Source organism: Mesorhizobium sp. M1295, from assembly GCF_040318135.1.
In the GTDB taxonomy this organism is placed as follows: domain Bacteria; phylum Pseudomonadota; class Alphaproteobacteria; order Rhizobiales; family Rhizobiaceae; genus Mesorhizobium.
In genome coordinates this window covers 32,101-55,781 of sequence record NZ_JAMYLU010000003.1, presented here as the reverse complement: position 1 = coordinate 55,781, position 23,681 = coordinate 32,101, and the positions used below count along the sequence as shown (strand labels likewise).

The window sequence follows — 23,681 nt, the reverse complement described above, 5'->3', positions numbered from 1 at the left end:
AACGCGAATGATGAACGCGAAAATGCAGAGCCTGAAAGCCTTTCTTGCCGGTGCCTGCCGGGTCGCCTTGGTTGAGGTGGCCGGGACAAAAGGCTCGACGCCGCGCGAGAGGGGTGCCTTCATGCTCGTCTCAGGATCGGCCACTTTCGGCACGATCGGCGGCGGCCAGCTCGAATATATGGCGATCGACAAAGCGCGGCAGATGCTTGGTCGATCGGCCTCAGGTTCTGGCGAATCTGTCGAGGCTGGCGCCGCCCCTCATCCGCCTGCCGGCCCCTTCTCCCCGTATAGTTACGGGGAGAAGGGGGCTGGCCGCAACGCTGTCGCGACGCTCGACGTCGCGCTCGGCCCGGAGATCGGGCAGTGCTGCGGCGGCAGGGTCGAGGTGCTGATCCGGCTGGTTGACGCCGCGCTTGAGGCCAAGTTGGTCGCGGCGGCGGAAGCCGAGGAGGCGCAGCTGCCGCATGTCTACATCTTCGGCGGCGGCCATGTCGGCCATGCGCTGGCCTCGGCGGTGGCTTTGCTGCCGGTGCATGTCGTCATTGCCGAGACGCGAGCCGAAGCGCTGGAGGGCATGCCAGACACGGTCGAAACCTGTTTGACGCCGATGCCTGAGGCGACGGTGCGCGAAGCCCCGGCTGGATCCGCCTTCGTCGTCCTTACCCATGACCACGCGCTGGATTTCCTGATCGTCGCCGAGGCGCTGAAACGCCGGGATGCCGCCTATGTCGGCATGATAGGCTCCAGAACCAAGAAGGCGACGTTTCGGAACTGGTTCCTTAAGTCGGCGGACGGAAGCGAGGCGGAATTTGACCGCCTCGTCTCGCCGATCGGCGGCGATGCCGTCAAGGACAAGCGCCCGCAAGTGATCGCCGCACTCGCCGCAGCCGAGATCATGACGGCGTTGGCCGCCCACGCGATAGAACCGGCAGCTCCGTCCAAAGCACGTCGTGGCAAGGCGATGGCGGGCTGACGTTTCCTTCTATTCCTGTTCCTGCGTGTGTGCCTCGAGGAACCACAGCAATTTGTCGAGCGAGCGTGAATAGGCGGTGAAGATGTCGGCGGTGTCGGCGTCGCCCGCTCCCGCCGCTTCGTCGATCGCCGCGCGGGCCCGCTTGGCGGTCGCGGCATAGCGGTCGATCAGCGCCGCCAGATGATCTCGGGTCTTGTGGATGTCGGTCGGATAGGCCTCGAGCATAGTCGCCTTCGACACCTCCTGCGATGTGCCGAGCGCCGTGCCGCCGAGCTGTACGGCGCGCTCGGCAATGGTGTCGACATGTCCGTCGATCTCCTCGCGGAACGTGTCGAGCATCTCATGGATGGCGATGAATTGCGGCCCCTTGACGTTCCAGTGCGCCTGCTTGGTGATCAAGGCCAGATCTATGGCGTCGGCGAGGCGGGCGTTGAGAAGATCGATACACTCTTTCTTGGCATTGGATTGCAGGTCGTTGCGGGTGGCGATGGCATCCATGATCGGCTCCTGTGGCGGTTGCGTCCGCGTGGTTTGAAGAGGGCGAAGTTTGTGGAAGGTCAATCGAACATGCGCGCAGACGCCCTCATCGCCGCGGCACAGCATCCCAAAACGGCGATCTCCGACTTTCGTTCCGCTCGTCGTTTACGCCGGCCTTTTCAAGCCCAGATGGTCGCGCAGCGTGCTGCCGTCATAATCCGTACGGAACAGACCGCACCGCTGCAGCTCCGGCACGACAAGCGTGGCAAAGGCATCGAGTTCGCCGGGAAAATAGGATGGCATCACGTTGAAACCGTCTGCCGCGCCGCCCTCGAAGCGTGCTGCGAGCTGGTCGGCGATCTGGGCCGGAGTTCCGACGACGCGCCAATGGCCGCGCGCGCCGGCGAAATGACGGGCAAGCTGGCGAATGGACAGGTTGTCGCGGCGCGATTGCTCGATGACGAGCGCCTGCCGGCTCTGCATGCCTTCGCTGGCCGGCAGCTGCGGCAGCGGTCCGTCGATGGGATAGCGCGAGAGATCGGATATGCTGAGATAGCTGGAAAGCAGCGCAACGCCGACATCGTCCGGTATCAGCTCCTGCAGTTCATCATGTTTTGCCCGGGCTTCCGCTTCGCTTGCCGCGACGACCGGCGCCACCCCAGGCATGATCTTGAGGTCGTCCGGCTTGCGCCCATAGGCAGCCAGCCGTCCCTTGAGGTCGTCGTAGAAGGCCTTCGCTTCCTCGAATGTCTGCGCCGCCGTAAAGACCACGTCGGCGGTCCGGGCGGCGAGGTCACGACCCTCGTCCGACGCTCCCGCTTGCACCATGACCGGTGCACCTTGTGGCGAGCGCGGCAGATCGAGCGGGTCACGCACCGAAAAACTTCTGCCTTCGTGTCCACCCTGGCCTCGCCAAAGGCCGGCAACCACGGCAGCGAATTCGCGCGCCCGCCCGTAACGGTCCGCATGCGGGCGCAGACCGGTCGAGCCGAAATTGGCGGCCTCGATCTGGCTGGCCGAAGTGACAAGGTTCCAGCCGGCACGCCCGCCGCTCAGATGGTCGAGCGACAGGAAGGTCCGCGCCAGCCCGTAAGGCTCGTTGTAACTCGTCGATGCCGTGGAGACGAGGCCGATGCGCTCCGTCTGCACCGCGAGCGCCGCAAGTAGGCTGATCGGCTCGAAGCCAATCGAGCGCGACGTTTGGCTGGCGATGTCGACATTGGCCTCGCGCACACCGGCGGCGTCCTCGCAGAAGATCATGTCGAACTTCGCCGCTTCCGCCGTCCGCGCCAGCTGGATGTAATGATCGATGTCGATGCCAGCCGTGACATGCGCCTGCGGATGGCGCCAGGCGGCGATGTGGTGGCCTGTCGCCCATAGGAAGGCGCCGAGCTTCATCTGGCCTCGACCGGCGCTCATTGCCGATCCTCCCCTGCAAGCCCGAGATGGGCCCGCAGTGTCGCCGCGCTGTAGCCGGACCGGACAAGGCCGCGGCGGCGAAGCTCCGGCAGCACGAGACCGATGAAATCGTCGAGCGCCGACGTGAGCGGCACGGCGATGTTGAAACCGTCGCAGGCTTTCGAGCGAAAGCACTCTTCGAGCCTATCCGCAAACATATCCGGCATGGCGGCCATCTCGCCATCCGTGACAACATTCATCAGCACCTTCAGCCCCTCCGGCCTGCGCCCGAAGGCAAGCGCACGGCGCTTCAGATCGTCAGCCCAGTCGATCGATCGCTGGTCTAGCAGGACAACATCGGCGGTGCGGGCGGCGATATCCATGTCGGGCTCGGACAGGCCGGACATGACCAGCACCGGCGTGTCCTGCGGCGACCGCGCCACGTTGAGCGGCCCGCGCACAGAAAAATATTCGCCCCTGTGGTCGAGAAGGTGCATCTTCTCGGGATCGAAGAAGCGGCCGCCACTTTTGTCGAACAGAAGCGCGTCTGCGTCCCAGCCTTTCCACAAGCCTTGCACGATGCCGACGAATTCCTCGGCGCGCAGGCGGAATGCGTCGCCGGAAAACCCTTCCGGTCGGCTGAAATTGGCCGCCTCGCGCGGGTCGGGCATCATGCTGGCGTTCCAGCCGGCGCGGCCATGGCTGATAATGTCGAGCGAAGCGAAACGGCGCGCGAGATTATAGGGCTGGTGGGCGACCATTGACGCCGCGGCGATGAGACCGATCCTGCTTGTCACCGTCGCCAGCGCTGCCAGCAAGGTCGTTGCTTCGAAGCGCATTTGCCGGTTCGGTCCGCCTGCAACCGGCGCGGAATCGGCGAGCAACACCATATCCAGGCCGGCCGCTTCGGCTTTTTGCACGGACCGCGTCAGCAGACTGAAATCCGGAACGACGTCGGACGGAGAGGAGGGAGCAGTTTCCGGAGCTAGTGAAACGGCTAGATGCATTGTGGCGCCGCTGGCCATCGGTCTTCCCTGGTGAGTGAGATTCCATAAGAAATATCTTCGCCGGCTGGACGGAAAGCAACCGGCCAGCCGGCGATCATTTGCCGGCCAGAATATCCCTGATCAGCCGCTGGCAGCGCTCGGCCATGAAGTCGAGCAGCAGCCGCACCTTCGGATCCTGCAGCTTCTTATGCGGGTAGACGGCGGCGAATTGCACCGGCGTCGGCGGCGTTTTGCTCAGGATCACCTTCAGCCGCTGGTCGCGGATAAACGGCTCGACCTCGAAGCGCGGCTTGTTGATGATGCCGCGGCCGGACAGCGCCCAGCCGGTCAGCACGTCGCCGTCATCGGTATCGTAGGGGCCGTGCACCTCGAACTTTTGCGGCCCGTTCCGCGTCTGCAGGGTCCAGACATATTCGCGCGCGCCGGAATAGCGCAGCATCAGGCAATCGTGCTTCTTGCCGATCAACTCGCTCGGCTCGCTCGGCTCGCCGCGCGCCTCCAGATATTGCGGAGCCGCCACCAGCACTCGCTCGCAGTCCATGATGCCGCGCATCCTGAGGCTGGAATCCTCGATGATGCCCAGCCGGAACGCAACGTCGATGCCTTCCTTCATGATATCGACATTGTGGTCGGAAAGCCGGAGCCGCACCTCGATATCTGGGTATCTGTCGTGGAAATCCGGGATGCCGGATGCCACCAGTCTCCGCCCGAGGCCGAGCGGCGCTGTCACCTTTATGGTGCCGCGCGGCTGGCCGGATAACGCGCTGACCGCAGCTTCGGCCTCGGTGACCGCCTCGAGCACCTGCTTGGCGCCGGAATAGAACACCGTGCCGTGCTCGGTCGGCATCAACTGCCGCGTCGTGCGGTTGAACAGCCTGACACCGAGATGCTTCTCGAGCTCCTTGATCCGGTTGGAAGCGACCGCCGGCGAAATGCGCATGTCGCGCCCAGCCGCCGACAAATTGCCGAGTTCGACGACGCGAACAAAAACGGCGATGTTATCGAGATAGGCCATGCGGCTTTCGGGGCTCTCATGTGGCTGCGTATGATCAGCCTAGTATTTTCCAATTTTTTTTGAAAGTCATCGTGCACCTCAGCCCTTTCCGTTTGCGCTCCAGTCCGTAAAGTCAGTCGATCGGCAGGGACGATTTTTCATGATGGATTTCGCGATATTCTGGGATTGGCTGAGTTTCGCCGTGCGCTGGCTGCACGTCGTCACCGGCATCGCCTGGATCGGCTCGTCCTTTTATTTCGTCGCGCTCGACCTCGGCCTGCGCCAACGCCCGGGCATGCCTGCAGGCGCTTTCGGCGAGGAATGGCAGGTGCATGGCGGCGGCTTCTACCACGTGCAGAAATATCTGGTGGCACCGGCCGAAATGCCCGAGCACCTGACCTGGTTCAAGTGGGAATCCTACGCCACCTGGCTGTCAGGCTTCGCGATGCTGTGCGTGGTCTATTATGCCGGGGCGGACCTGTTCCTGATCGATCCGAATGTGCTTGCCATGTCGGTGCCTATAGGCATCTTGCTGTCGCTGGCGACGATCGGCGTCGGCTGGGTGGTCTACGATCTCCTGTGCCGTTCGCCGCTCGGCAACAGCGACACCGGCCTGATGCTGGTGCTGTATGGGGTGCTGGTATTCATGGCCTGGGGACTGACCCACCTGTTCACCGGCCGCGCCGCCTTCCTGCATCTTGGCGCCATCACCGCGACGATCATGTCGGCCAACGTCTTCATGGTCATCATCCCCAACCAGAAGATCGTCGTCGCCGACCTGATCGCCGGCCGTAAGCCCGATCCGAAATACGGCAAGATCGCCAAGCAGCGCTCGCTGCACAACAACTACCTGACGCTGCCCGTTTTGTTCCTGATGCTGTCGAACCATTATCCGCTGGCGTTCGGGACAGAGTTCAACTGGGTCATCGCCTCGCTGGTGTTCATCATCGGCGTGCTGATCCGGCACTATTTCAACACCAGGCATGCGCGCAAAGGCAATCCGACCTGGACCTGGCTGGCGGCGGCCGTGCTGTTCTTGGTCATCATCTGGCTGTCGACGGTGCCGAAGTTGCTGACCGGCGAGGCGAAGGCGTCGGCGGCGGCCCAGGTCTACGTTGCCTCGGCGCATTTCCCTGCCGTGCGCGATACGGTGCTTGGCCGCTGTTCGATGTGCCACGCCGCGGAGCCGTCCTACGAGGGCATCTACCACGCGCCGAAGGGCGTGATGCTCGACACCGATGCCGGCATCGCCGAGCACGCCGGCGAGATCTACCTGCAGGCCGGCCGCAGCCACGCCATGCCGCCCGCCAACGTCACCCAGATCACCGACAAGGAACGGGCGCTGCTGGTGGCATGGTTCGAAGGCGCAAGGAAATGACCAGCACGCTCCTGCGCGGCCGCACGCTGTCATTTTTGCGCTGGCCCGAAACCGTCGACGACCATTCCGCCTGGCGCTACGAGCAAGATGGCGGCCTGCTGCTCCGCGATGGTAGGATCGTTGCCGCGGGCGCCTATGCCGAGGTCGAGAAAAAGGCGGGCGAGGGAACGAAAAAGATCGACCACCGGCCGCATCTGCTGCTGCCCGGGTTTATCGATGCGCACGCGCATTTTCCGCAGATGCAGGTCATCGCTTCCTTCGGCGCCGAGCTGCTCGACTGGCTGAACACCTACACTTTTCCGGAAGAGACAAAATTCGAGAACGCTCAGCATGGCCGCCGTATCGCCAGGCTGTTCCTGGATGAAGTATTGCGTCATGGCACGACGACTGTCGCCGCCTATTGCTCGGTACACAAGGAATCGGCCGAGGCGTTCTTTGCCGAGTCGCATGACCGCAACATGCTCAACATCGCCGGCAAGGTGATGATGGACCGCAACGCGCCGGACGGCGTGCTCGACACGCCGCAATCGGGTTATGACGACAGCAAGGCGCTGATCGAGGAGTGGCACGGCAAGGGGCGCCAGCACTATGCCATCACCCCACGCTTCGCCATCACCTCGTCACCCGAGCAATTGGAAACGGCGGGCGCGCTCTGCCGCGAATATCCGCACTTGCATATGCAGACGCATCTGTCGGAAAACCACGCCGAGATCGCCTTTACGCAGCAATTGTATCCGCAGACGCGGGACTATACCGACATCTACGAGCAGTATGGACTGCTCGGCCGCAAAAGCCTGTTCGGCCACTGCATTCATCTGTCGGAACGCGAGGCGGATGTGCTTTCGGATAGCGGCTCGGTGGCGGTGTTCTGCCCGACCTCCAACCTGTTTCTCGGCTCGGGCCTGTTCGATTATCAGCGCTATCGCCGCCGCGAGAAGCCGCTCCGCATCGCCGCCGCCACCGATGTCGGCGGTGGCACCAACTATTCGATGCTGCGCACCATGGACGAGGGCTACAAGGTGATCGCGCTGAATGGCGAGAAGCTCAATCCGTTTCAGTCATTCTGGCAACTGACCCGCGGCAATGCCGAGGCCTTGTCGCTTGCGGAAAAGATCGGCACTCTGGAGGAAGGCAGCGACGCCGATATCGTCGTGCTCGACGCCCGCGCCACGCCGGCGATGCGGCTGCGGGTGGAGACGGCGGACACGCTCGCCGAGGAATTGTTTCTGCTGCAGACGCTAGGCGACGACCGCGCCGTGCACGAGGTCTATGTCGCCGGTCGGGCAGTTAAGGCGGACATGGCGACCTAGCTGGTCCCGGCGTCCCGGCTTGACCGAACGGCAGCCATCGGCCAAAGCGTGCGACGAGATTAACAGGGGAACGACATGGCCGTTGCGGACGACATCGCTCTGATCAAGAAACAGGAAGCCGCGCTTGTTTTCTCCGCCTTTGACGAGGCTGTCGCTTTCGAGATCGGCTCGGCGATCCGCGACCGGGCTTTGACCGAGAACCTGCCGATCATCGTCGATATCAGAACCTTCGATCGGCCGCTGTTCTATGCGGCAATGCCCGGCTCGAACGCTTCCAATCCGGACTGGGCGCGGCGCAAGATCAACGTCGTGCGGCGGTTCCTGAAAAGCACCTACCGCATGGTGCTGGAGCAGCAGCGCCCCGACCGCAGCTTCAAGCCTGGCGAGGGGCTGGACATTGTCGACTACGTGCTGGCCGGCGGCGGCTTTCCCATCACTGTCAAGGGCGCCGGTGTCATCGGCGTGATCGCCGTCTCGGGCCTGCCGGAGCGTGAGGACCATGGCGTGGTCGTCGATGCGCTGTGTAGCTACTTGGGCGTCGATAGCCAGGAGTTGGTCCTGCCGCCGGAAGCAACATCGTGACGTTGGCGCCGCCCCTCATCCGCCTGCCGGCACCTTCTCCCCGTGTAGCGACGGGGAGAAGGGAAGCGCTCCAACGCTGGCGTGTCCAGTTGATAGATGGGTTGCGACCCCCTCTCCCCGTCTCTGGACGGGGAGAGGGTAAGGGTGAGGGGCAGCGCAGACGCCGCAGAAGTTCGCAGAACGTCGGTGGCAGCTCAGTATGACCATTCTCGACCCGAAATCCTTCCTTATATCCATCTTCAACGCCGCCGTTGCCGCCGCCGATCCCCAGAGGACGATCAAGAATCATTTGCCGGCAAGGCCGAAGGGCCGCACGATCGTCATCGGTGCAGGAAAAGGCTCGGCGCAGATGGCGGCTGCTTTCGAGGAAGCGTGGGACGGGCCGATCGAAGGGCTGGTCGTCACCCGCTACGGCTATGGCGCGGTCTGCCGGCGCATCGAGATCATCGAGGCGGCGCATCCGGTGCCGGATGCCGCCGGGCTGGAAGCTTCGCGGCGGCTGCTCGAAAAAGTCCAGGGACTGACTGCGGACGACCTTGTCGTGGCGCTCATTTCCGGCGGCGGCTCGGCGCTGCTGCCGTCACCCGCCGAAGGTCTGACGCTGGCCGATGAGATCGCCGTCAACGAGGCGCTGCTCGCCTCCGGTGCGCCGATCACCGCGATGAACACGATCCGTAAGCACCTTTCCACCATCAAGGGCGGCAGGCTGGCGGCCGCCGCATATCCGGCCAAGGTGGTCTCGCTGGTGGTATCAGACATTCCGGGCGACAATCCGGCTCTGGTCGCTTCTGGTCCGACCGTGCCGGACATAGGCAGCCGTGAGGACGCACTGGCGTCGATCGCTGCCTATGGCATGAAGCTGCCGGCTTCGGTCATGGCGCATATCAAGTCGCCGGCGGCCGATGCGCCACGTCCGGACGATCCGCGTTTTATCCGCAACGAGGTGCATCTGATCGCTTCGGCCGGCGTCTCGCTGGAAGCAGCAGCGGCCGAAGCGAAGCGCCGAGGTATTCAGGCCGTCATTCTCTCCGATTCCATCGAGGGCGAGGCACGCGAGGTCGGTGGCATCCACGCCGCAATCGCGCGCGAGGTGGCGACGCGCAGCCGGCCATTTGCAAAGCCGGTGCTGATCCTGTCGGGCGGCGAGACGACGGTGACCCTGCGCGCGAAAGGCAAAGGCGGCCGTAACTCGGAATTCCTGCTCGCCTTCGCCATCGGCATCACCGGCATGGCGGGCGTGCACGCACTGGCCGCCGACACCGACGGCATTGACGGTTCGGAAGACAATGCCGGCGCCTTCGCCGACGGCTCGACAGTTTCGCGGATGCGCGCGGCGGGCGTCGATGCCAAGGCCATGCTTGCCGGCAACAACGCCTGGACGGCATTCAATGCCGTAGATGACCTTTTCGTACCCGGTCCGACCGGCACAAACATCAACGATCTCCGGGCGATATTGATCAAATAGCTCAGGCCGCCATCAGCCTTTTCACCGCTCTCATATCCTGCAGGAACCGCTCGCGTTCGGCCCGCTTGTCCGCCGGCTCGCGAATGCGCAGAATGAAGGACGGGTGGATGGTGACGAAGACACGCAAGCCATCGTCGCGCTCCACTACCGCCCCGCGCATCTTCATGATCGGCACCACCTTGCCGAGCAGCGCCTGCGCTGCAGTGGCGCCGAGTGCCACCGCCAGGTTGGGCTTGATCAGATCGATCTCTTTGTCCAGCCACCAGCGGCAAGCCTGCACCTCGCCGGCATTCGGCTTGGAGTGGATGCGCCGCTTGCCGCGCGGCTCGAACTTGAAATGCTTAACCGCGTTGGTGACGTAGACTTTCAGCCGATCGACGCCGGCATCATCCAGGATCGCGTCGAACACCTTCCCGGCCGGACCGACGAAAGGCTTGCCCGCCAGGTCCTCCTGGTCGCCCGGCTGTTCGCCGACGAAGATCACCTTGGCTTTATCAGGACCCTCACCGAACACGGTCTGCGTGGCATCGCGCCATAGCGGACAGCGGCGGCAGATCTTGGCCGTTTCGCGCAGTTCAGGAATCGTCCTGGCGTCGATTTCTGTCGTGTCCGGGGACTTGCTTGCAGGCAAGCCTCTCGACTGCACCTTGGCATGGTGCGGCGTCGGGGTTGTCTGCATCCTGGCGATCATGACTAAGGCGGCCTTGTTCGCTCCTGCAATCAGACACGCAATGAGCAAAGCCCGCCGAAGGTTCCGCTGAAATTATTCCGCATGGGCCTTCACCGGCAGATGGCCGACGATGTGAAGCCCTAAACCTCGTGCAGATAGAGGTGATAATCCAGTTCGCTGACCGTGCGCGCCACGCGCAGATATTCCGACTGCTTGATCGCCACGAATGTCCGGTGCAGGTCTTCGCCCAATGCGCCCTTGAGGAAGGTCGACGCCCTTGCCGCCTCGATCGCGGCACGCCAGTCGACCGGCATCGTCGTGCGCGTGACGGCGGATTCGTAGCCATTGCCGGTGGTTTCAGGGCCGGGGTCAAGACCTTCGTCGAGACCCCTAGTGATGCCGGCCAGCACCGTTGCCGCGACTAGATAAGGGTTGGCGTCGACGCCCGATGGCCGGTGCTCGATGCGGCGGTTCTTGGCATCGCCGGCTGGCACACGCAGCGCCACCGAACGGTTGTTGACGCCCCAGGTCGGCGCCACCGGCGCATAGGATTGCGATACGAAGCGCCGCCATGAATTGGCGTGCGGCGCGAACACCAGCATCGATTCCGCCATCGTCTGGATCAGTCCGCCGAGACCGCGCAGCAGCGGAAGCGACCAGCTTTCGCCGCCGGCTTCGGCAAAGACGTTCTTGCCGGCATCATCCAGCAGCGAGACATGAAAATGCATGCCAGAGCCGGCATACTTCTCGATCGGCTTGGCCATGAAGCAAGCGGTGACACCATGACGGCGTGCCTGCGCCCGCACCAGCCGCTTGAGCATGACGAGATCGTCGGCCGCCCGCATCACGTCCTTGCGGTAATTGAGCGTCAGTTCGTACTGGCCGGGCGCATATTCCGAGATGACCGTCTCGGCCGGGATGCCTTGCACCTTGGCCGCGGCATAGATGTCGGAAAACAGCGGCTCCATGCCGTGCAGATGGTCGACGGAATAGACCTCTGTCTTGGCCGAGCGGCGGCCGTCGAGCACCGCATGCGCCGGCTGCACCTTGCCTTCGGCATCGCGCTCATTGGCGAGCAGGAAGAACTCGAGCTCGAAGGCGCCGGCCGGATGCAGGCCCTTGGCCGCGAGGATATCTACCTGGCGGGCGAGCGCCAGCCGCGGGTCGGACGACATCGGCTGGCCATCGAGATGGTACATCGCCATCAACACCTGGCCGCGCGGCGGCTGGGTGCCGAACAGCGGCACCAGCGTGCCGGGGATCGGCCACGCCCGCAGGTCGCCGTCGCCGGTCGTCCAGATCAGCCCGGTCTCGTGAACATCCTCGCCGGTGATGTCGAGGCCGAGGATCGAGATCGGCATGTGCCGGCCGCCCTCGAAGATGCTCATCAACTCATGTCGGCGCACGATCTTGCCGCGCCCCACGCCATTGGCGTCGGTCAGCACGATGTCGAACGCTTCGATCTCCGGATGGGCGTCGAGAAAGGCCTGCGCCTCGGCGGGCGTCGAGCCCGAAGGGGATGCCGTGACCAGGTTCAAACTTTGCTTGGGCGCTTGTTTCATGCTGCCAGCTTGTCTCATGCCGTAAGCTTTGCCGCAACCGCGCCGAAGGCGGTGATCAGCCGGTTCACCTGGGCGGCGCGAGTTGCCGGCGAGATCAGCATCATATTGTGGAACGGTGCGATCAGCACGCCGCGATTGACCAGCGCGACATGCATCGCCGCTTCGAGCTCCGGCGCATGCGCCCTCTCGGCTTCGCCGCCATTCCTCAGCGGGCCTGGCGCGCAGATGAACTCGACGCGGGCGCCGACCCGAGCAACATGCCAGGGCAGGCGATAGCGATCGATAACGGCAGTCAGCCCGGCGTCGAGCCGCCGCGCCAGATGGTCCATATGGCTGTAGTTCTCGTCGGTCATGACGTCTTCGAGCGTGGCACGCATCGCCGCGAATTGCAGCGGATTGGCCGACAGCGTTGTCCCCATGCCGGAATAGCCGGGCTCTTTCCGGCTGATATAAGCGGCATAGCGCGCCGCAACGCCTTCGCTCATGCCCCACACACTCGCCGGTATGCCGCCGGCAATCGGCTTGCCGAGCACGAACAGGTCCGGCTCCAGCCCGTATTTGCTTGTATAGCCGCCGGGACCGGTCGAGATCGTATGCGTCTCGTCGATTAGAAGCAGCGTGCCGGTCGCACGGGTGAGACGCCGCAAGCCGTCATGAAAGCCGGCTTCGGGCAGCACCATGCAGGAATTGGTCAGCACCGGCTCGGCGATGACGCAGGCGACATCGTTGCCCTGAAGTGCGGCCTCAAGCGCCGGCAGATCGTTGAACTCGACGATATCAGTTGCCCGCGTCAGGTCGCGGAATTCGCCGGCCAGTCCCGGTCGGTTCACCGCTTTGCCGTCGACCAGCCGGACCATCGTCTCGTCGACCGAGCCATGATAGCAGCCGTTGAAGACCAGGATCTTCTCCCGGCCGGTAACGGCACGGGCAACCCGCAGCGCGAAGCGGTTGGCGTCGGTTGCCGTCGTCGCGATCTGCCACAACGGCAGACCGAAGCGCTGTTGCAGCAGCGGGCCGATGGCGAGCGCGTCCTCGGCAGGCAGCATGTAGGTCAGACCGCGTCCGGCCTGCCGGCGGATGGCGCGGGCGACCGGCGGCGGCGAATGACCGAACATCGAGCCGGTGTCGCCGAGGCAGAAATCGTCGAGCCGGTTGCCGTCGATATCTCTGATGGCGGTGCCTTTGGCCTTATCAACGAGGATCGGGAACGGCGTCGGCCAGTCGTTCATCCAGTGCATCGGCACGCCGCCGAAGAAGCCGGGCAGGCCATTGCCGATTTTCGCCATCGATTTCGGCCGCGCCTGGCGGAAGGCTTCTGCCTCGGTCTCGCGCAACTCGGCAATCCGGGCCGGGCCGATGCCGCCGATGGAGGTCTTTGAATGGTCGATGACGTTCATGGCGGCCCTCTCCGCCGCACTTTAGACAATCGGCATCCGCCACCGCAATTGGCGGGCGGCTGCCCTGTGTTGGGTCAGCGGTCATTTGAATGGAACAGGCGCTTGACCGCGAGCCGCCTTCGGGCGCCAATGGCACTTCGGCTGGAGGGGACACGATGGTGCGGGCGATCATCTGCGCGGCAACGCTGCTGTCGTCGGTTGGTGCGGCTTTGGCATCCGGCGGCATCTGGTGTTCCGCCGAGGATGCAGCCGTCAAATTTGAGGTCGATGCCGGGGTCACCAGAGGCATGGGCGGGCCGACCTTCAATTTTCGCGGCGAGCTCGAAATTCTGGGCAGGCCAGTCGGCGACAGTCTGCGCAAGACTGTGTTCGAGGATCAGAACCTCACGCAATATTGGCTCGACAACAAGGAATTGCGGCTGCTCGTCTATCGCGAACGGCAGGTCGAAAACGCCTACGACTATGTCGAACTGGCGATCCTGACCAAGGCCAGCGACGAAGGCGTCTATGACGGCCGCTATTTGCTCTCAATCTATGATGTAACGGACGATGCCGAAAAGGATGGCAAGCCGGCTGAATTGACCGGCAAAGTATCTTGCGGAGCCGACTAACGGGCTAGGCGGAAATGTCGATGACGCCGCAATCGCCGGCGGCGCTGCCGAACGCGACGCGGCGCTCTTCCTTGTCCCACATCATCGATGTGATGGCGCCCTTGCCTGGCCGGCGCAGCAGCACTTCCCTGGCGTCGGCGAAGCGCACCGCCATCACCATGCCGTCATCATACCCTACCGCCACTACATCTTGGCTCGGATGGCAGGCGACGGAGGTGACCATCGCACTGCCGCGCGTGCCGAGTTCCAGCGGCGCCTTGCCCATCGGCCCATCCTTGCCCGAAAACGGCCAGACGATCGCCGCCGGAGCGCCGGAACTCGCCAGCCATTTGCCCTTGGCGCTCCACGACAGGCTTTTGACCTTGCCGGGATAGCCGGACATCCGCATGTGCTTGCCGTCGGCGAGTTTCCAGCCATGCAGCGCGTTTTCCTGCATTGTGGTGACGACGAAGCCGCCGTCCGGCGAAAACGTGATGCCGGTGTGGGCGCCGGCCCATTCGAGCTCGACCGGCTTGCCGTCGGCGGCCGGGAAATGCAGCGTCGCGCCATTGTAGCGGGCAACGCCGAAGCGCATGCCCTTGGGCGAGAAGGCCAGCCCCTCGACCGAGCGCGGATGCGAGAATTCCCTGGTCTTGCCGTCAGCAAAACGCACATAGGCAATTTTGCCCGAAGCATAGGCAACAGCGCCTTGCGGCCCGGCGGCCACGCTGGTGATCCATTTTTTGCCTGCGGTCGCCAATTCCGCAGTATTGCCGCCTGCGGTCACGGCAAAGATCTTGCCGTCCTCACCGCCGGTGATCAGCCGGTCGTTTGCGCCATCGTGAAGGGCGGCGAGCAGCCCGTCATTGGCCTGCACCGTCTTGTGCCCATGGTCGAGCCGATGGATTGTGCCGGCGGCCAGCGCGAAATGCGGCACGTCGCCAAGGAACACGGCGGCGAGGCAGTGGCCTTCGAGATCGAGCGGGGCGACTGTCGGCATGAGAGACCATTCCGTTCGAGATTTCTGCTGCCCCACCCTTAAGGGGTTGAGCTGCGGGTCTCAACCCGTGCTTCGGATCGTCGTGAGGAGAGAGCGCCAGCGTTGCGGGCGCCCCTTCTCCCACAAGGGGAGAAGGGGGAAAGGGCAGCTAAATCAAGCGGCGTGGCAGGCCTGGAAGCTTGTCTTCAGCCGCTCGGCGTCGAGTTCGCGGCCGATGAACACCAGCCGGCTCTCGTGCTTCTCGCCGTCCTTCCAGGCGCGTTGGTGGTCGCCTTCGATGATCATGTGCACGCCCTGGATGACATAGCGCTCGTCATCGCCTTTCAGCGCGATGATACCTTTCAGCCGCAGGATGTTCGGGCCTTCCATTTGGGTGACCTTCTCGATCCACGGGAAGAACTTTTTCGGGTCCATCTCGCCGCCGCGCAGCGACACCGACTGCACCGTCACATCATGGATGTCGGAAGGGTGCGCGTGATGATGGTCATGCCCGTCATGATCGTGATGATCATGGCCCTCGTGATCATGGTGATCATGATCATGATGGTCGTGATCGTCATGCGCCTCGAGGAAGTGCGGATCGTTCTCCAGCGCCCGGGACAGGTCGAACGCACCGCGATCGAGCACCTCGGACAGCGCCACGCCGGCGCGTGTGGTGCGATGGATGCGTGCCGCCGGGTTGATGGCGCGGATCGTCGCCTCCACCTTGCTCAGCTCTTCGGGGGTGACCAGGTCGGTCTTGTTGAGCACGACGACATCGGCAAAGGCGATCTGGTCCTCGGCCTCGCGGGAATCCTTGAGGCGCAGCGGCAGGTGCTTGGCGTCGACCAGCGCCACCACCGCATCGAGCCTGGTCTTGGAACGCACATCGTCGTCCATGAAGAAGGTTTGCGCTACCGGCACGGGATCGGCGAGGCCTGTGGTCTCGACGACGATGGCGTCGAAGCGGCCGGGCCTGCGCATCAGACCTTCGACGACGCGGATCAGGTCGCCGCGCACGGTGCAGCAGATGCAGCCATTGTTCATCTCGTAGATTTCCTCGTCGGATTCCACGATCAACTCGTTGTCGATGCCGATCTCGCCGAACTCATTGACGATGACGGCGTAGCGCTTGCCATGGTTTTCCGAAAGGATGCGGTTGAGCAGTGTCGTCTTGCCGGCGCCGAGATAGCCGGTAAGGACGGTAACGGGGATCTGCGTCTGTGCGTCGCTCATATTGTGCCTCGAATAGGGATTGTCGGCTCCATATAGGATGTGTGCTCGGCTTTTGCACGAGGCAAACCGATGGGCCAAAGAGGCCGGTATTGCCGAACTTTCCTCACATTGCCGAACGTTCATTGGCGCGGGCTGGCGGTGGGGCCTAGATAGGGCGAGGGGTTGTTCGCACTGAGGAGGCGCCAGATGTCCGACAAGTCCTTGCCATTAAGCCGGCGGCAGGCTCTCGGTCTTGTAGCGGTCACCACGGGCGGCATATTCCTGCCCGCCGGCGCAAGGGCCGGGCAGGTCTCGCCCTATGCCGGGCTTGCTTTGTTCGAAGCCGGTGCCGGCGTCTGCACCATGACGCCCGAGGTCACCGAAGGACCGTTCTATTTCGACCCGAAGCTCGAACGCGCCGATATCACCGAGGGCAAGAAGGGCGTCGCCCTCAATGTGCGGCTGCAAATCGTCGACGCCGCCTGCCGGCCGCTTCCCGGCGCACGCGTCGATATCTGGCATTGCGACGCCCAGGGCGCCTATTCCGGCTATCCCGGACAGGGCGACGGGCAGGATATCGACACGTCCGGCCAGAGCTTTCTGCGCGGCTGGCAGAGAAGCGATGGAAGCGGCATCGCTTCTTTCGCCACCATCTATCCCGGCTGGTATCGCGGCCGCACCACCCACATCCATTTCAAGATCTTCCCCGACGACCGCTCGGCAATGACCGGCCAGATGTTCTTCCCCGACAGCTTGAGCGAGCAGATATTCGCCACCGTCGCGCCCTATAACGATCGCCCCGGCAAACGCGATACATCGAACATGCGGGACGGCATTGCGCGGCAGGCCGGGCCGCCGTCGCAGGCAGCGCTGCGGGAAATGGCGGACGCCTATCAGGCCTTGATGGTGGTCGCGGTGAGGGCCGGTTGAGGACACCTCGTCACGTCGCCATCCAGCCGTCGCGGAAAGTCGTTTGTCATCTAACTGAAATAAACATCTGGCATTAGCCACGGCGAACACCGCGATGCTTGCCGGCAAAGCTATTTTCCGAGCCGGAATGTTTTCGATCGTCATTGCCAATCGGCGGCCTGCTTCTATGCTGTCCGCACCGGTTCGGCCGAGGAGGGATGAGCATGGCCAAGGCGGACAAGACTGCAACAATGAGCCGGCTGCATTCGGCGGCGCGGCTGGCGCGCACGGCGCTCGCCGCCCGGCTTCTGGCGCATGGCTTCTATGCCGGTCAGGACCAGATCATGCTGGCGCTCGACCGCGAGGACGGGCAGACGCCCGGCAATCTTGCCGGCCGCCTCGGCGTGCGTCCGCCGACCATCACCAAGACCATCAACCGGCTGCAGGCGCAGGGTTTTCTGGAAAAGCGGGCCTCCTCCGCCGATGCCCGCCAGGCGCATATTTTCCTCACCGACACCGGCCGCGAAATTATCCACGCCATCGAGAAATCGGTGAAGAAGACCGAAAAGCAGGCATTGAAGGGTCTCGACAAGAAGGATCAGAAATCGCTGTTCAAGCTGCTTGCCCGTGTCGAAGCGAATCTTTCGAACGGCGAAATGGTGCTCCCCGATGACGAACTGGATATCGAGGACAAGATCCTTGAATAGGTCACGCGTTCGCCGCTGACGGCCGCCGCGTCAGTGCCGACCAGCGTCCGGGTGTGACGCCGAACGCCTTCTTGAAATGCCGATTGAAATGGCTTTGGTCACTGAAGCCGGCTGCGATGGCGATTTGCGCCAGCGGCTCGTCGCATTCGATCATCCGACGGGCTCGTTGAAGCCGGCGCATCAACAGGAACCGGTGCGGGCTGGTGGAGAAGGTGGCGCGGAAATGCCGCGACAGGGCATAACGGTCCAATCCGGTGATCGCCTCCAATTCATCCGAACGTACAATCCGCGCGACATTTTCCTCCAGATAGTCGCGCGCCAGACTGGCGGCACGCCACGCAGTTTTCGCTATCGGTTTCGCCGGCTGACCGGCGTGCCGGGCCAGGCTTTGCATCAGCTGCGTCATGAAATCGACCACAAACAGCTCGTCCAGTTCCTGATCCAGCGGCCCGAGCGCCGAAAGCAGCGTCGCGCGGAAATCGCGGTCTGTCATCACGGCATCCCCGACAAACGGCAGTGACCCGCCGCCGAGGCAATCGAGCATCAGGGACGGCTCCAAATACAGCATTCTGTAACGCAATCCGTCTTCTGTGCCGGCGCCGCCATCGTGCATTTCGTCGGGATGAAGGATAATGATCTGGCCAGGCAGGCTCTGATGCGTCGCGCCGCGATAGCGGAAGCTCTGTATGCCATAAAGCGTCACCCCGATTGCATAGGTGTCGTGGCGATGGAGATCGAAGGCGTTGCCGTGGAACCGGGCCTCGATGCGTTCCATGCCGGCAGTACCGGGTGCCGATACGATGCAGTTCTCGGCTGCATCCACGCACAAACGTCCAAGACCCTGAAAGGCTTCCCCGTCTAGACCGTGCGGCATCGCTTCACTCGCAGCCTCGGATTGGCCCCCTTTCGGATTGGAAACTGTCGCATGTTCGATACGAAATTTGCAATCGTGCTCAGGGACGATCTTCCCGTCTGGCAGAAGCTCAACGTCACCGCCTTTCTGACCAGCGGCATCGTCGCGCAGTTTCCCGAGCTCATCGGCGAGCCCTACCGTGACCGCGCCGGCAATATCTACAACCCGCTATCGATCCAGCCGGTCATCGTGCTTTCGGCAGATGGCCAGGCGCTCGGAACGATCCAGCGGCGGGCGCTGGAGCGTGGTGTGAGGGTTTCGCTCTATGTCGAGGAAATGTTTTCGACTGGGTACGATCTGGCCAACCGTGCCGTCTTTGCCGAATTTGCGCCGGAGGATGCCAAGGTGGTCGGCATCGCGCTTCGCGCCGAAAAGAAGCTCGTCGACAAGATCACCAAGGGTGCCCGCATGCACACCTGACTCTCCGGCCACCAGGAACAAAACTGAGCCTGTCGTCGCCTGTCGGTGTGCCAGCCTCTTTTGGCTTGCCCGCTGGCGACAATTCCCGCATTGGTGAGGGACTGCCTTGCTTCCCGTCCGGCCTGAAATTGAATGCTCCCCCAAGACAAGACGAAAGCGCGACGTCGCCGGCGGCGATCCTGTGCATGCTTTCCGTCTATGTGTTTTTCACCTTCCTCGACACCAGCAGCAAGTACCTTGTGCTGGCTGGCGTCTCGGCGCTGATCGTCGCCTGGACCCGCTTCGCGGTCCATGTCCTGCTTGTCGGCGTCTTTCTGCGCGGATGGCGTGAGCCGTTGCGTTTTCGTCCCGCCAACCTGCCGGCGCATCTCACGCGCGGTCTGCTCCTGTTCGGATCGACCATGTTCAACATTCTGGCGCTGCGGACGCTGCAGCTGGCGGAAACCACCTCGATCTACTTCTTCGGCCCGATGGTGATCACCGCGCTTGCCGGTCCGTTGCTCGGCGAATGGGCCGGCTGGCGGCGCTGGCTGGCGATCATGAGCGGCTTTGTCGGCGTCCTCATCATCACCCGGCCGGGCATCGGGGTTTTTGGCGTCGGCCATCTCTTTGCGCTCGGCTCGATGCTATCGAACAGTTTCTACGTCATCATGACGCGCCGTATGTCGGCGACGGAAACCTCGGAAAGTCTCATCCTGTTTTCGGCGCTGGCGCCGGCCGTGCTGCTGCTGCCGACACTGCCGTTTTCGCTTTCGCTGCCGCAGGATGGCTGGCACTGGTTCATATTGCTGATGCTTGGCGTCTTCGGCGCCATCGGCCATTGGCTTCTTGTGCAGGCCTATCGCCTTGCCACCACCACGGCCCTGGCTCCCTATCCCTATTCGCAGATGATCTGGATGATCATCTCCGGCCTGATCGTCTTCAACCAGTTTCCCGACCGCTGGACGCTGGTCGGTGCCACCGTCATCGTCGCCAGCGGCCTCTACATCGTCCACCGCGAGCACCGGCTTCGCTTGCACAACCGCGCGACGCTGGACGCGGAGGCGGAAGCGCTGGCAAAAAAACTTTGATTTGCTCGGGATCGATGGCATAAGAGCCGGCCTTTAAACAGTTTAAATTGCTTCGGGAGCGCAGGGCGCTGGCACAGAAGATCAAGCTTTCGACCATCGCGGATGCGCTCGGCGTGTCCACGGCCACGGTCTCGCTGGCCTTGCGCGACAGCCCGCTGGTCGCCGGCGGCACCCGCGACCGTATCAAGGAACATGCACGCGCCATCGGCTATATCTACAACCGCCGCGCCGCCAGCCTTCGCACCTCACGCTCGGGCATTGTCGGCGTCGTCGTCCACGACATCATGAACCCGTTCTTTGCCGAGATACTGCGTTCGATCGAGAGCGAACTCGACCGCAGCCGGCAGACCTTCATCCTGTCGAACCACTACGACCAACTCGAGAAACAGCGCACCTTCATCGACACGCTTCTGCAGCTCGGCGCTGACGGCGTCATCATGTCGCCAGCCATCGGCACGCCGCCCGAAGACATAATCATGGCCGAGGAGAACGGTCTCCCGGCAGTGCTGATTGCACGCACCGTCGAAGGTGCCGACGTGCCGGTGTTTCGCGGCGACGATGCCTATGGCACCGGGCTTGCTACCAATCATCTGATCTCGCTTGGCCACAAGCGCATCGCCATGATCGGCGGTACCGACCAGACGTCGACCGGCCGCGACCGTTATCAGGGATATGTCAACGCCATGGAGGCGGCAGGGCTCGAGGTCAGGCCGTCATGGCGTATCGCCGGCCCGCGCACCAAGCAGGCCGGCTTCGAGGCTGCCGGGCAGTTCTTGGCGCTGAAAGACAGGCCTACCGCGGCCTGCTGCTGGAACGACCTCGTCGCCATCGGCCTGATGAACGGCATTGCGCGCGCGGGGCTGGTGCCGGGCATCGACATCTCCGTTACCGGCTATGACGACCTCGAGGAAGCGGCGATCGCGACGCCGGCACTGACCACGGTCTGGAACGGCCAGCGCGAGGTTGGCCGCCGCGCCGCCAGCGCGCTGCTCGACAAACTCAACGGACAGACGGTGCGGCCGTCGCAGGAACTGATCAAGCCGGAACTGCATGTGCGCCAGTCGACCGGCAAACCGGTGGAACGTGCATGACAAAAACCGAACAGCAAGCTGTCGCCATTCTGGTGCCGGGCCAGTTCAACGACCATGCGGTCGGCCGCATCGACGGGGCGTTCAGCCGCGTCCGGATCGAAGGCGCCGATCCGTCGCTGGTCACCGACGACATGCGCCGTACGGTGCGCGGCATAGCCGCCTTCGGCGGCATAAGCGCCGCGTTGATGGACGCGCTGCCAAAGCTCGAGATCATCGCCAATTTCGGCGTCGGCTATGATTCTGTCGATGTCCGCCACGCCGTACAGCGCGGCATCATGGTCACCAACACCCCGGATGTGCTGACCGAAGAGGTCGCCGATACGGCGCTCGGCTTGCTGATCAACACCATCCGCGAACTGCCGCGCGCCGAGGCCTGGCTGCGCGACGGAAGTTGGCTGCGCAAAGGCAACTATCCGCTGAGCCGGCTGACCCTGCGCGGGCGCCATGTCGGTATCTTTGGCATGGGCCGCATCGGCCTCGCCATTGCCCGCCGGCTCGACGCTTTCGGGCTGCCCATCGCCTACCACAACCGGCGCCGCGTCGAAGGCCTGTCCTATGACTATCACCCGACGCTGAAAGGTCTCGCCGAGGCGGTCGACACACTGATCTCGGTGGCGCCCGGCGGGGCCGCGACGGAAAGGGCAGTCAATGCCGAAATCCTCTCGGCTCTTGGGCCGAACGGCGTCTTCGTCAATATCGGCCGGGGCAGCACGGTCGACGAGCCAGCCCTTGCCGCCGCACTTGCCAGCGGCAGCATCGCCGCTGCCGGGCTAGACGTCTTTGCCGACGAGCCGAATGTGCCAGCGGCGTTGCTTGCCGCGCCCAACACCTCGCTTTTGCCACATGTCGGCTCCGCCTCGCAGCACACCCGCCGCGCCATGGCGGACCTATGCGTCGACAATCTGGTCTCGTGGTTTTCGCAGCGCAAGGCACTGACGCCGGTGCCGGAGACGGCAAATGTCAAGGCAAGGCCGTAAGCGGGCTGCCATATCTATTAACTTCAGCTTAACCCTTCGGAATCATTCTGGTCCCTTCCTAGTGTCTGTCCGCCTGACAGCACATGACAGCAAGATGAAGCGCGCCTCCTGATCTCTTCGAACGCGGCGCGCTTGAAATGCGCGGAGAAACAGGATGAAAACGCTTCCTGCATTGATGGCGGTTGCTGTGCTGTTCGGCAGCGTCCAACTGTTTTATGCCGGTAGCGGTGAAAGCCGTGCAGCCAGTGAGTCACCACCTTCATCCGGCAACTACCGGCTGGTAGCCCATGGTGACGAGGCGTCTTGTGCGGTCAGCCGTGGCGCCGAGATTTCGCAAGGCTTGTCGCTGTTGACGGTCGCCGCGAATTGCCGCCGGGTGTTGCCCGGTGTCGAGCAGGCGAAGTTCTGGCGAGAGCAGAATGACGGCACGGTCACATTCAGCGCCAACGGCACCGATCCAATCGTCATGTTCTCAGTCGCCGATGGCGACGGTTACGAATCCTACGCGCCGGCGCTGCCGCTGCTATCGCTGGCGTCGGCCGGCAACTGACGAGCGCTATTCTGCCGCTGCGCGCGCGCCCGATTTCGCCGCCTGATGCAGACGTACAGCGTCGCCGAAGGCGCGGAAAATCTTTGCCGAGATGTTGTCAGATTCGACCCAGTACTCTGGATGCCACTGCACGCCAACAGCGAAGGCGCGGGCGTCCTTGACCGAAACCGCCTCGACAGTGCCGTCGGCGGCGACCGCTTCGACCTGCAGCTTCGGGCCAAGCCGATCGATGGCCTGGCGATGCACCGAATTGACCAGGATGTCGCCGGCGCCGAAGACCCCGGCCAGGCAGCTGCCGGGTTTTATCGACACGCTCTGGCGGATGGCGAAGCGTTCGTCCTGATTGTCGCTTGCCGGCGCACGATGGTCGAGCGAACCGACGCGTTCCTGGATTTCGGTCGCCAGCGTGCCGCCCAGTGCCACATTCATCTCCTGGATTCCGCGGCAGATGGCGAGCAGCGGTACCCCGCGCTCCACCGCCCGGCGGATCAGTGGCAACGTCGTCGCGTCGCGGGCGGAGTCGTAAGGACCATTGGCTTCGCTGGCGTCACCGCCATAGAGCGAGGGATGAACGTTGGACTTCGAACCGGTGACCATGACGCCGTCGACGGCGGAAAGCAGTTCATCGAAGTCGAGCCGGTCGCCGAAGGACGGTACCAGCAGCGGGAACACGCCTGCACCCGAAAGCGCCGCTTCAAGATATTGCTGTGGCGCGGCATGCCAGATGTAATTGTCGAACTGGCGGACGTCGGTCGATATGGCGACGAGCGGCTGGTGCATTTGGTCCGGATCCCATCGGGTGCAACGAATTATCTGCCTGCAAAATAGGCGATCCGAAGGCGCATTTCCATGGCAAGTTTCGGCGTGTCGCGTAGGCCAGTTAATCGACCTTAGACTATAGTTGCAAGATCTGCCCCAACGCCGTGAATTTCCCCGAAATGCGCCACTCAAACCGGGCTGCCACGCTGGACTCGACTCCTTGCCTGTGTATTGTCGGGCTCGAAGCCGATCCGGGCCCCGAAGCGTCCCGAATGTCGGTCAGTTGAT

Annotated in this window: 24 protein-coding genes; 13 read left to right on the top strand and 11 right to left on the bottom strand. The window is 63.4% G+C overall.

Annotated elements, in window-relative coordinates:
* Nucleotides 1-10: 10 nt before the first annotated feature.
* The gene (xdhC, locus tag NKH29_RS05550) at nt 11-973 is read left to right on the top strand and encodes a xanthine dehydrogenase accessory protein XdhC (protein WP_352548003.1); all 963 of its coding nucleotides are present in this window, start codon (nt 11-13) and stop codon (nt 971-973) included.
* A gap of 9 nt (nt 974-982) precedes the next feature.
* On the opposite strand, the gene dps is transcribed toward xdhC, so the two are convergent.
* The 4 genes from dps to NKH29_RS05530 all read right to left on the bottom strand — a co-directional run bounded on the left by dps (nt 983) and on the right by NKH29_RS05530 (nt 4,870).
* Nucleotides 983-1,471: a DNA starvation/stationary phase protection protein Dps gene (gene dps / locus NKH29_RS05545; RefSeq protein WP_023718076.1), complete on the bottom strand. Its 489-nt coding sequence runs from the start codon at nt 1,469-1,471 to the stop codon at nt 983-985.
* A 144-nt stretch (nt 1,472-1,615) separates the two neighbouring features.
* Nucleotides 1,616-2,869, bottom strand: coding sequence for an LLM class flavin-dependent oxidoreductase (locus NKH29_RS05540; RefSeq protein WP_352895479.1), 1,254 nt, complete (start codon nt 2,867-2,869; stop codon nt 1,616-1,618).
* Complete coding sequence (locus NKH29_RS05535) at nt 2,866-3,873, bottom strand: LLM class flavin-dependent oxidoreductase (RefSeq protein ID WP_031193704.1); 1,008 nt, start codon at nt 3,871-3,873, stop codon at nt 2,866-2,868. The genes NKH29_RS05540 and NKH29_RS05535 overlap by 4 nt, the downstream gene beginning before the upstream one ends.
* Nucleotides 3,874-3,949: 76 nt before the next feature.
* The gene (locus NKH29_RS05530; RefSeq protein WP_023718073.1) at nt 3,950-4,870 is read right to left on the bottom strand and encodes a LysR family transcriptional regulator; all 921 of its coding nucleotides are present in this window, start codon (nt 4,868-4,870) and stop codon (nt 3,950-3,952) included.
* A 139-nt stretch (nt 4,871-5,009) separates the two neighbouring features.
* Between NKH29_RS05530 and NKH29_RS05525 the strand changes: the two genes are divergently transcribed.
* From NKH29_RS05525 to NKH29_RS05510, 4 genes are all read left to right on the top strand, one after another.
* Complete coding sequence (locus tag NKH29_RS05525) at nt 5,010-6,227, top strand: urate hydroxylase PuuD (protein WP_352999172.1); 1,218 nt, start codon at nt 5,010-5,012, stop codon at nt 6,225-6,227.
* Nucleotides 6,224-7,537: a guanine deaminase gene (guaD, locus tag NKH29_RS05520; RefSeq protein ID WP_352910640.1), complete on the top strand. Its 1,314-nt coding sequence runs from the start codon at nt 6,224-6,226 to the stop codon at nt 7,535-7,537. The genes NKH29_RS05525 and guaD overlap by 4 nt, the downstream gene beginning before the upstream one ends.
* A gap of 75 nt (nt 7,538-7,612) precedes the next feature.
* Nucleotides 7,613-8,119, top strand: coding sequence for a heme-degrading domain-containing protein (locus tag NKH29_RS05515; RefSeq protein ID WP_352963166.1), 507 nt, complete (start codon nt 7,613-7,615; stop codon nt 8,117-8,119).
* A 199-nt stretch (nt 8,120-8,318) separates the two neighbouring features.
* Nucleotides 8,319-9,584: a glycerate kinase type-2 family protein gene (locus tag NKH29_RS05510; protein WP_352789371.1), complete on the top strand. Its 1,266-nt coding sequence runs from the start codon at nt 8,319-8,321 to the stop codon at nt 9,582-9,584.
* 1 nt (nt 9,585) lies between these two features.
* Here NKH29_RS05510 and NKH29_RS05505 read toward each other — a convergent pair whose 3' ends face one another.
* From NKH29_RS05505 to NKH29_RS05495, 3 genes are all read right to left on the bottom strand, one after another.
* Nucleotides 9,586-10,308 (bottom strand): UdgX family uracil-DNA binding protein, encoded by a 723-nt coding sequence (locus NKH29_RS05505; RefSeq protein ID WP_280940411.1) that lies wholly within the window; start codon nt 10,306-10,308, stop codon nt 9,586-9,588.
* Nucleotides 10,309-10,394: 86 nt separating this feature from the next.
* Nucleotides 10,395-11,816: a glutamine synthetase family protein gene (locus NKH29_RS05500; RefSeq protein WP_352547943.1), complete on the bottom strand. Its 1,422-nt coding sequence runs from the start codon at nt 11,814-11,816 to the stop codon at nt 10,395-10,397.
* Between the two features lie 14 nt (nt 11,817-11,830).
* On the bottom strand, nt 11,831-13,213 hold the full coding sequence (locus NKH29_RS05495; protein WP_023718066.1) for an aspartate aminotransferase family protein: 1,383 nt from the start codon (nt 13,211-13,213) through the stop codon (nt 11,831-11,833).
* An 89-nt stretch (nt 13,214-13,302) separates the two neighbouring features.
* Between NKH29_RS05495 and NKH29_RS05490 the strand changes: the two genes are divergently transcribed.
* Nucleotides 13,303-13,824 carry a hypothetical protein gene (locus NKH29_RS05490; protein WP_348633211.1) on the top strand — a complete coding sequence of 174 codons (522 nt, stop codon included), beginning with the start codon at nt 13,303-13,305 and terminating at the stop codon, nt 13,822-13,824.
* A gap of 4 nt (nt 13,825-13,828) precedes the next feature.
* On the opposite strand, the gene NKH29_RS05485 is transcribed toward NKH29_RS05490, so the two are convergent.
* Complete coding sequence (locus NKH29_RS05485; protein WP_352999170.1) at nt 13,829-14,803, bottom strand: WD40 repeat domain-containing protein; 975 nt, start codon at nt 14,801-14,803, stop codon at nt 13,829-13,831.
* 153 nt (nt 14,804-14,956) lie between these two features.
* On the bottom strand, nt 14,957-16,018 hold the full coding sequence (locus tag NKH29_RS05480) for a CobW family GTP-binding protein (RefSeq protein ID WP_023718063.1): 1,062 nt from the start codon (nt 16,016-16,018) through the stop codon (nt 14,957-14,959).
* 186 nt (nt 16,019-16,204) lie between these two features.
* Here NKH29_RS05480 and NKH29_RS05475 point away from each other — a divergent pair, with 186 nt between their 5' ends.
* Nucleotides 16,205-16,927, top strand: coding sequence for an intradiol ring-cleavage dioxygenase (locus tag NKH29_RS05475; RefSeq protein WP_352716444.1), 723 nt, complete (start codon nt 16,205-16,207; stop codon nt 16,925-16,927).
* Between the two features lie 203 nt (nt 16,928-17,130).
* Entirely contained in the window at nt 17,131-17,613 is a 483-nt protein-coding gene (locus tag NKH29_RS05470; RefSeq protein WP_023718061.1) for a MarR family winged helix-turn-helix transcriptional regulator, read from the top strand.
* A 1-nt stretch (nt 17,614) separates the two neighbouring features.
* On the opposite strand, the gene NKH29_RS05465 is transcribed toward NKH29_RS05470, so the two are convergent.
* Nucleotides 17,615-18,487: an AraC family transcriptional regulator gene (locus NKH29_RS05465; protein WP_023718060.1), complete on the bottom strand. Its 873-nt coding sequence runs from the start codon at nt 18,485-18,487 to the stop codon at nt 17,615-17,617.
* Between the two features lie 51 nt (nt 18,488-18,538).
* On the opposite strand from NKH29_RS05465, the gene NKH29_RS05460 reads away from it, so the two are divergent.
* From NKH29_RS05460 to NKH29_RS05440, 5 genes are all read left to right on the top strand, one after another.
* Nucleotides 18,539-18,946: a DUF2000 family protein gene (locus NKH29_RS05460; RefSeq protein WP_352640551.1), complete on the top strand. Its 408-nt coding sequence runs from the start codon at nt 18,539-18,541 to the stop codon at nt 18,944-18,946.
* 185 nt (nt 18,947-19,131) lie between these two features.
* On the top strand, nt 19,132-20,016 hold the full coding sequence (locus NKH29_RS05455; RefSeq protein WP_352484377.1) for a DMT family transporter: 885 nt from the start codon (nt 19,132-19,134) through the stop codon (nt 20,014-20,016).
* 68 nt (nt 20,017-20,084) lie between these two features.
* Nucleotides 20,085-21,107: a LacI family DNA-binding transcriptional regulator gene (locus NKH29_RS05450; protein ID WP_023676245.1), complete on the top strand. Its 1,023-nt coding sequence runs from the start codon at nt 20,085-20,087 to the stop codon at nt 21,105-21,107.
* A complete protein-coding gene (locus tag NKH29_RS05445) occupies nt 21,104-22,084 on the top strand; it encodes a 2-hydroxyacid dehydrogenase (RefSeq protein WP_023718057.1) in 981 nt (326 codons plus the stop codon). The genes NKH29_RS05450 and NKH29_RS05445 overlap by 4 nt, the downstream gene beginning before the upstream one ends.
* 154 nt (nt 22,085-22,238) lie before the next feature.
* Nucleotides 22,239-22,634, top strand: a complete 396-nt coding sequence (locus NKH29_RS05440; RefSeq protein ID WP_352484378.1) for a hypothetical protein — start codon at nt 22,239-22,241, stop codon at nt 22,632-22,634.
* A gap of 6 nt (nt 22,635-22,640) precedes the next feature.
* Here NKH29_RS05440 and NKH29_RS05435 read toward each other — a convergent pair whose 3' ends face one another.
* Nucleotides 22,641-23,414, bottom strand: a complete 774-nt coding sequence (locus NKH29_RS05435; protein WP_352484379.1) for a gamma-glutamyl-gamma-aminobutyrate hydrolase family protein — start codon at nt 23,412-23,414, stop codon at nt 22,641-22,643.
* Nucleotides 23,415-23,681 lie beyond the last annotated feature (267 nt).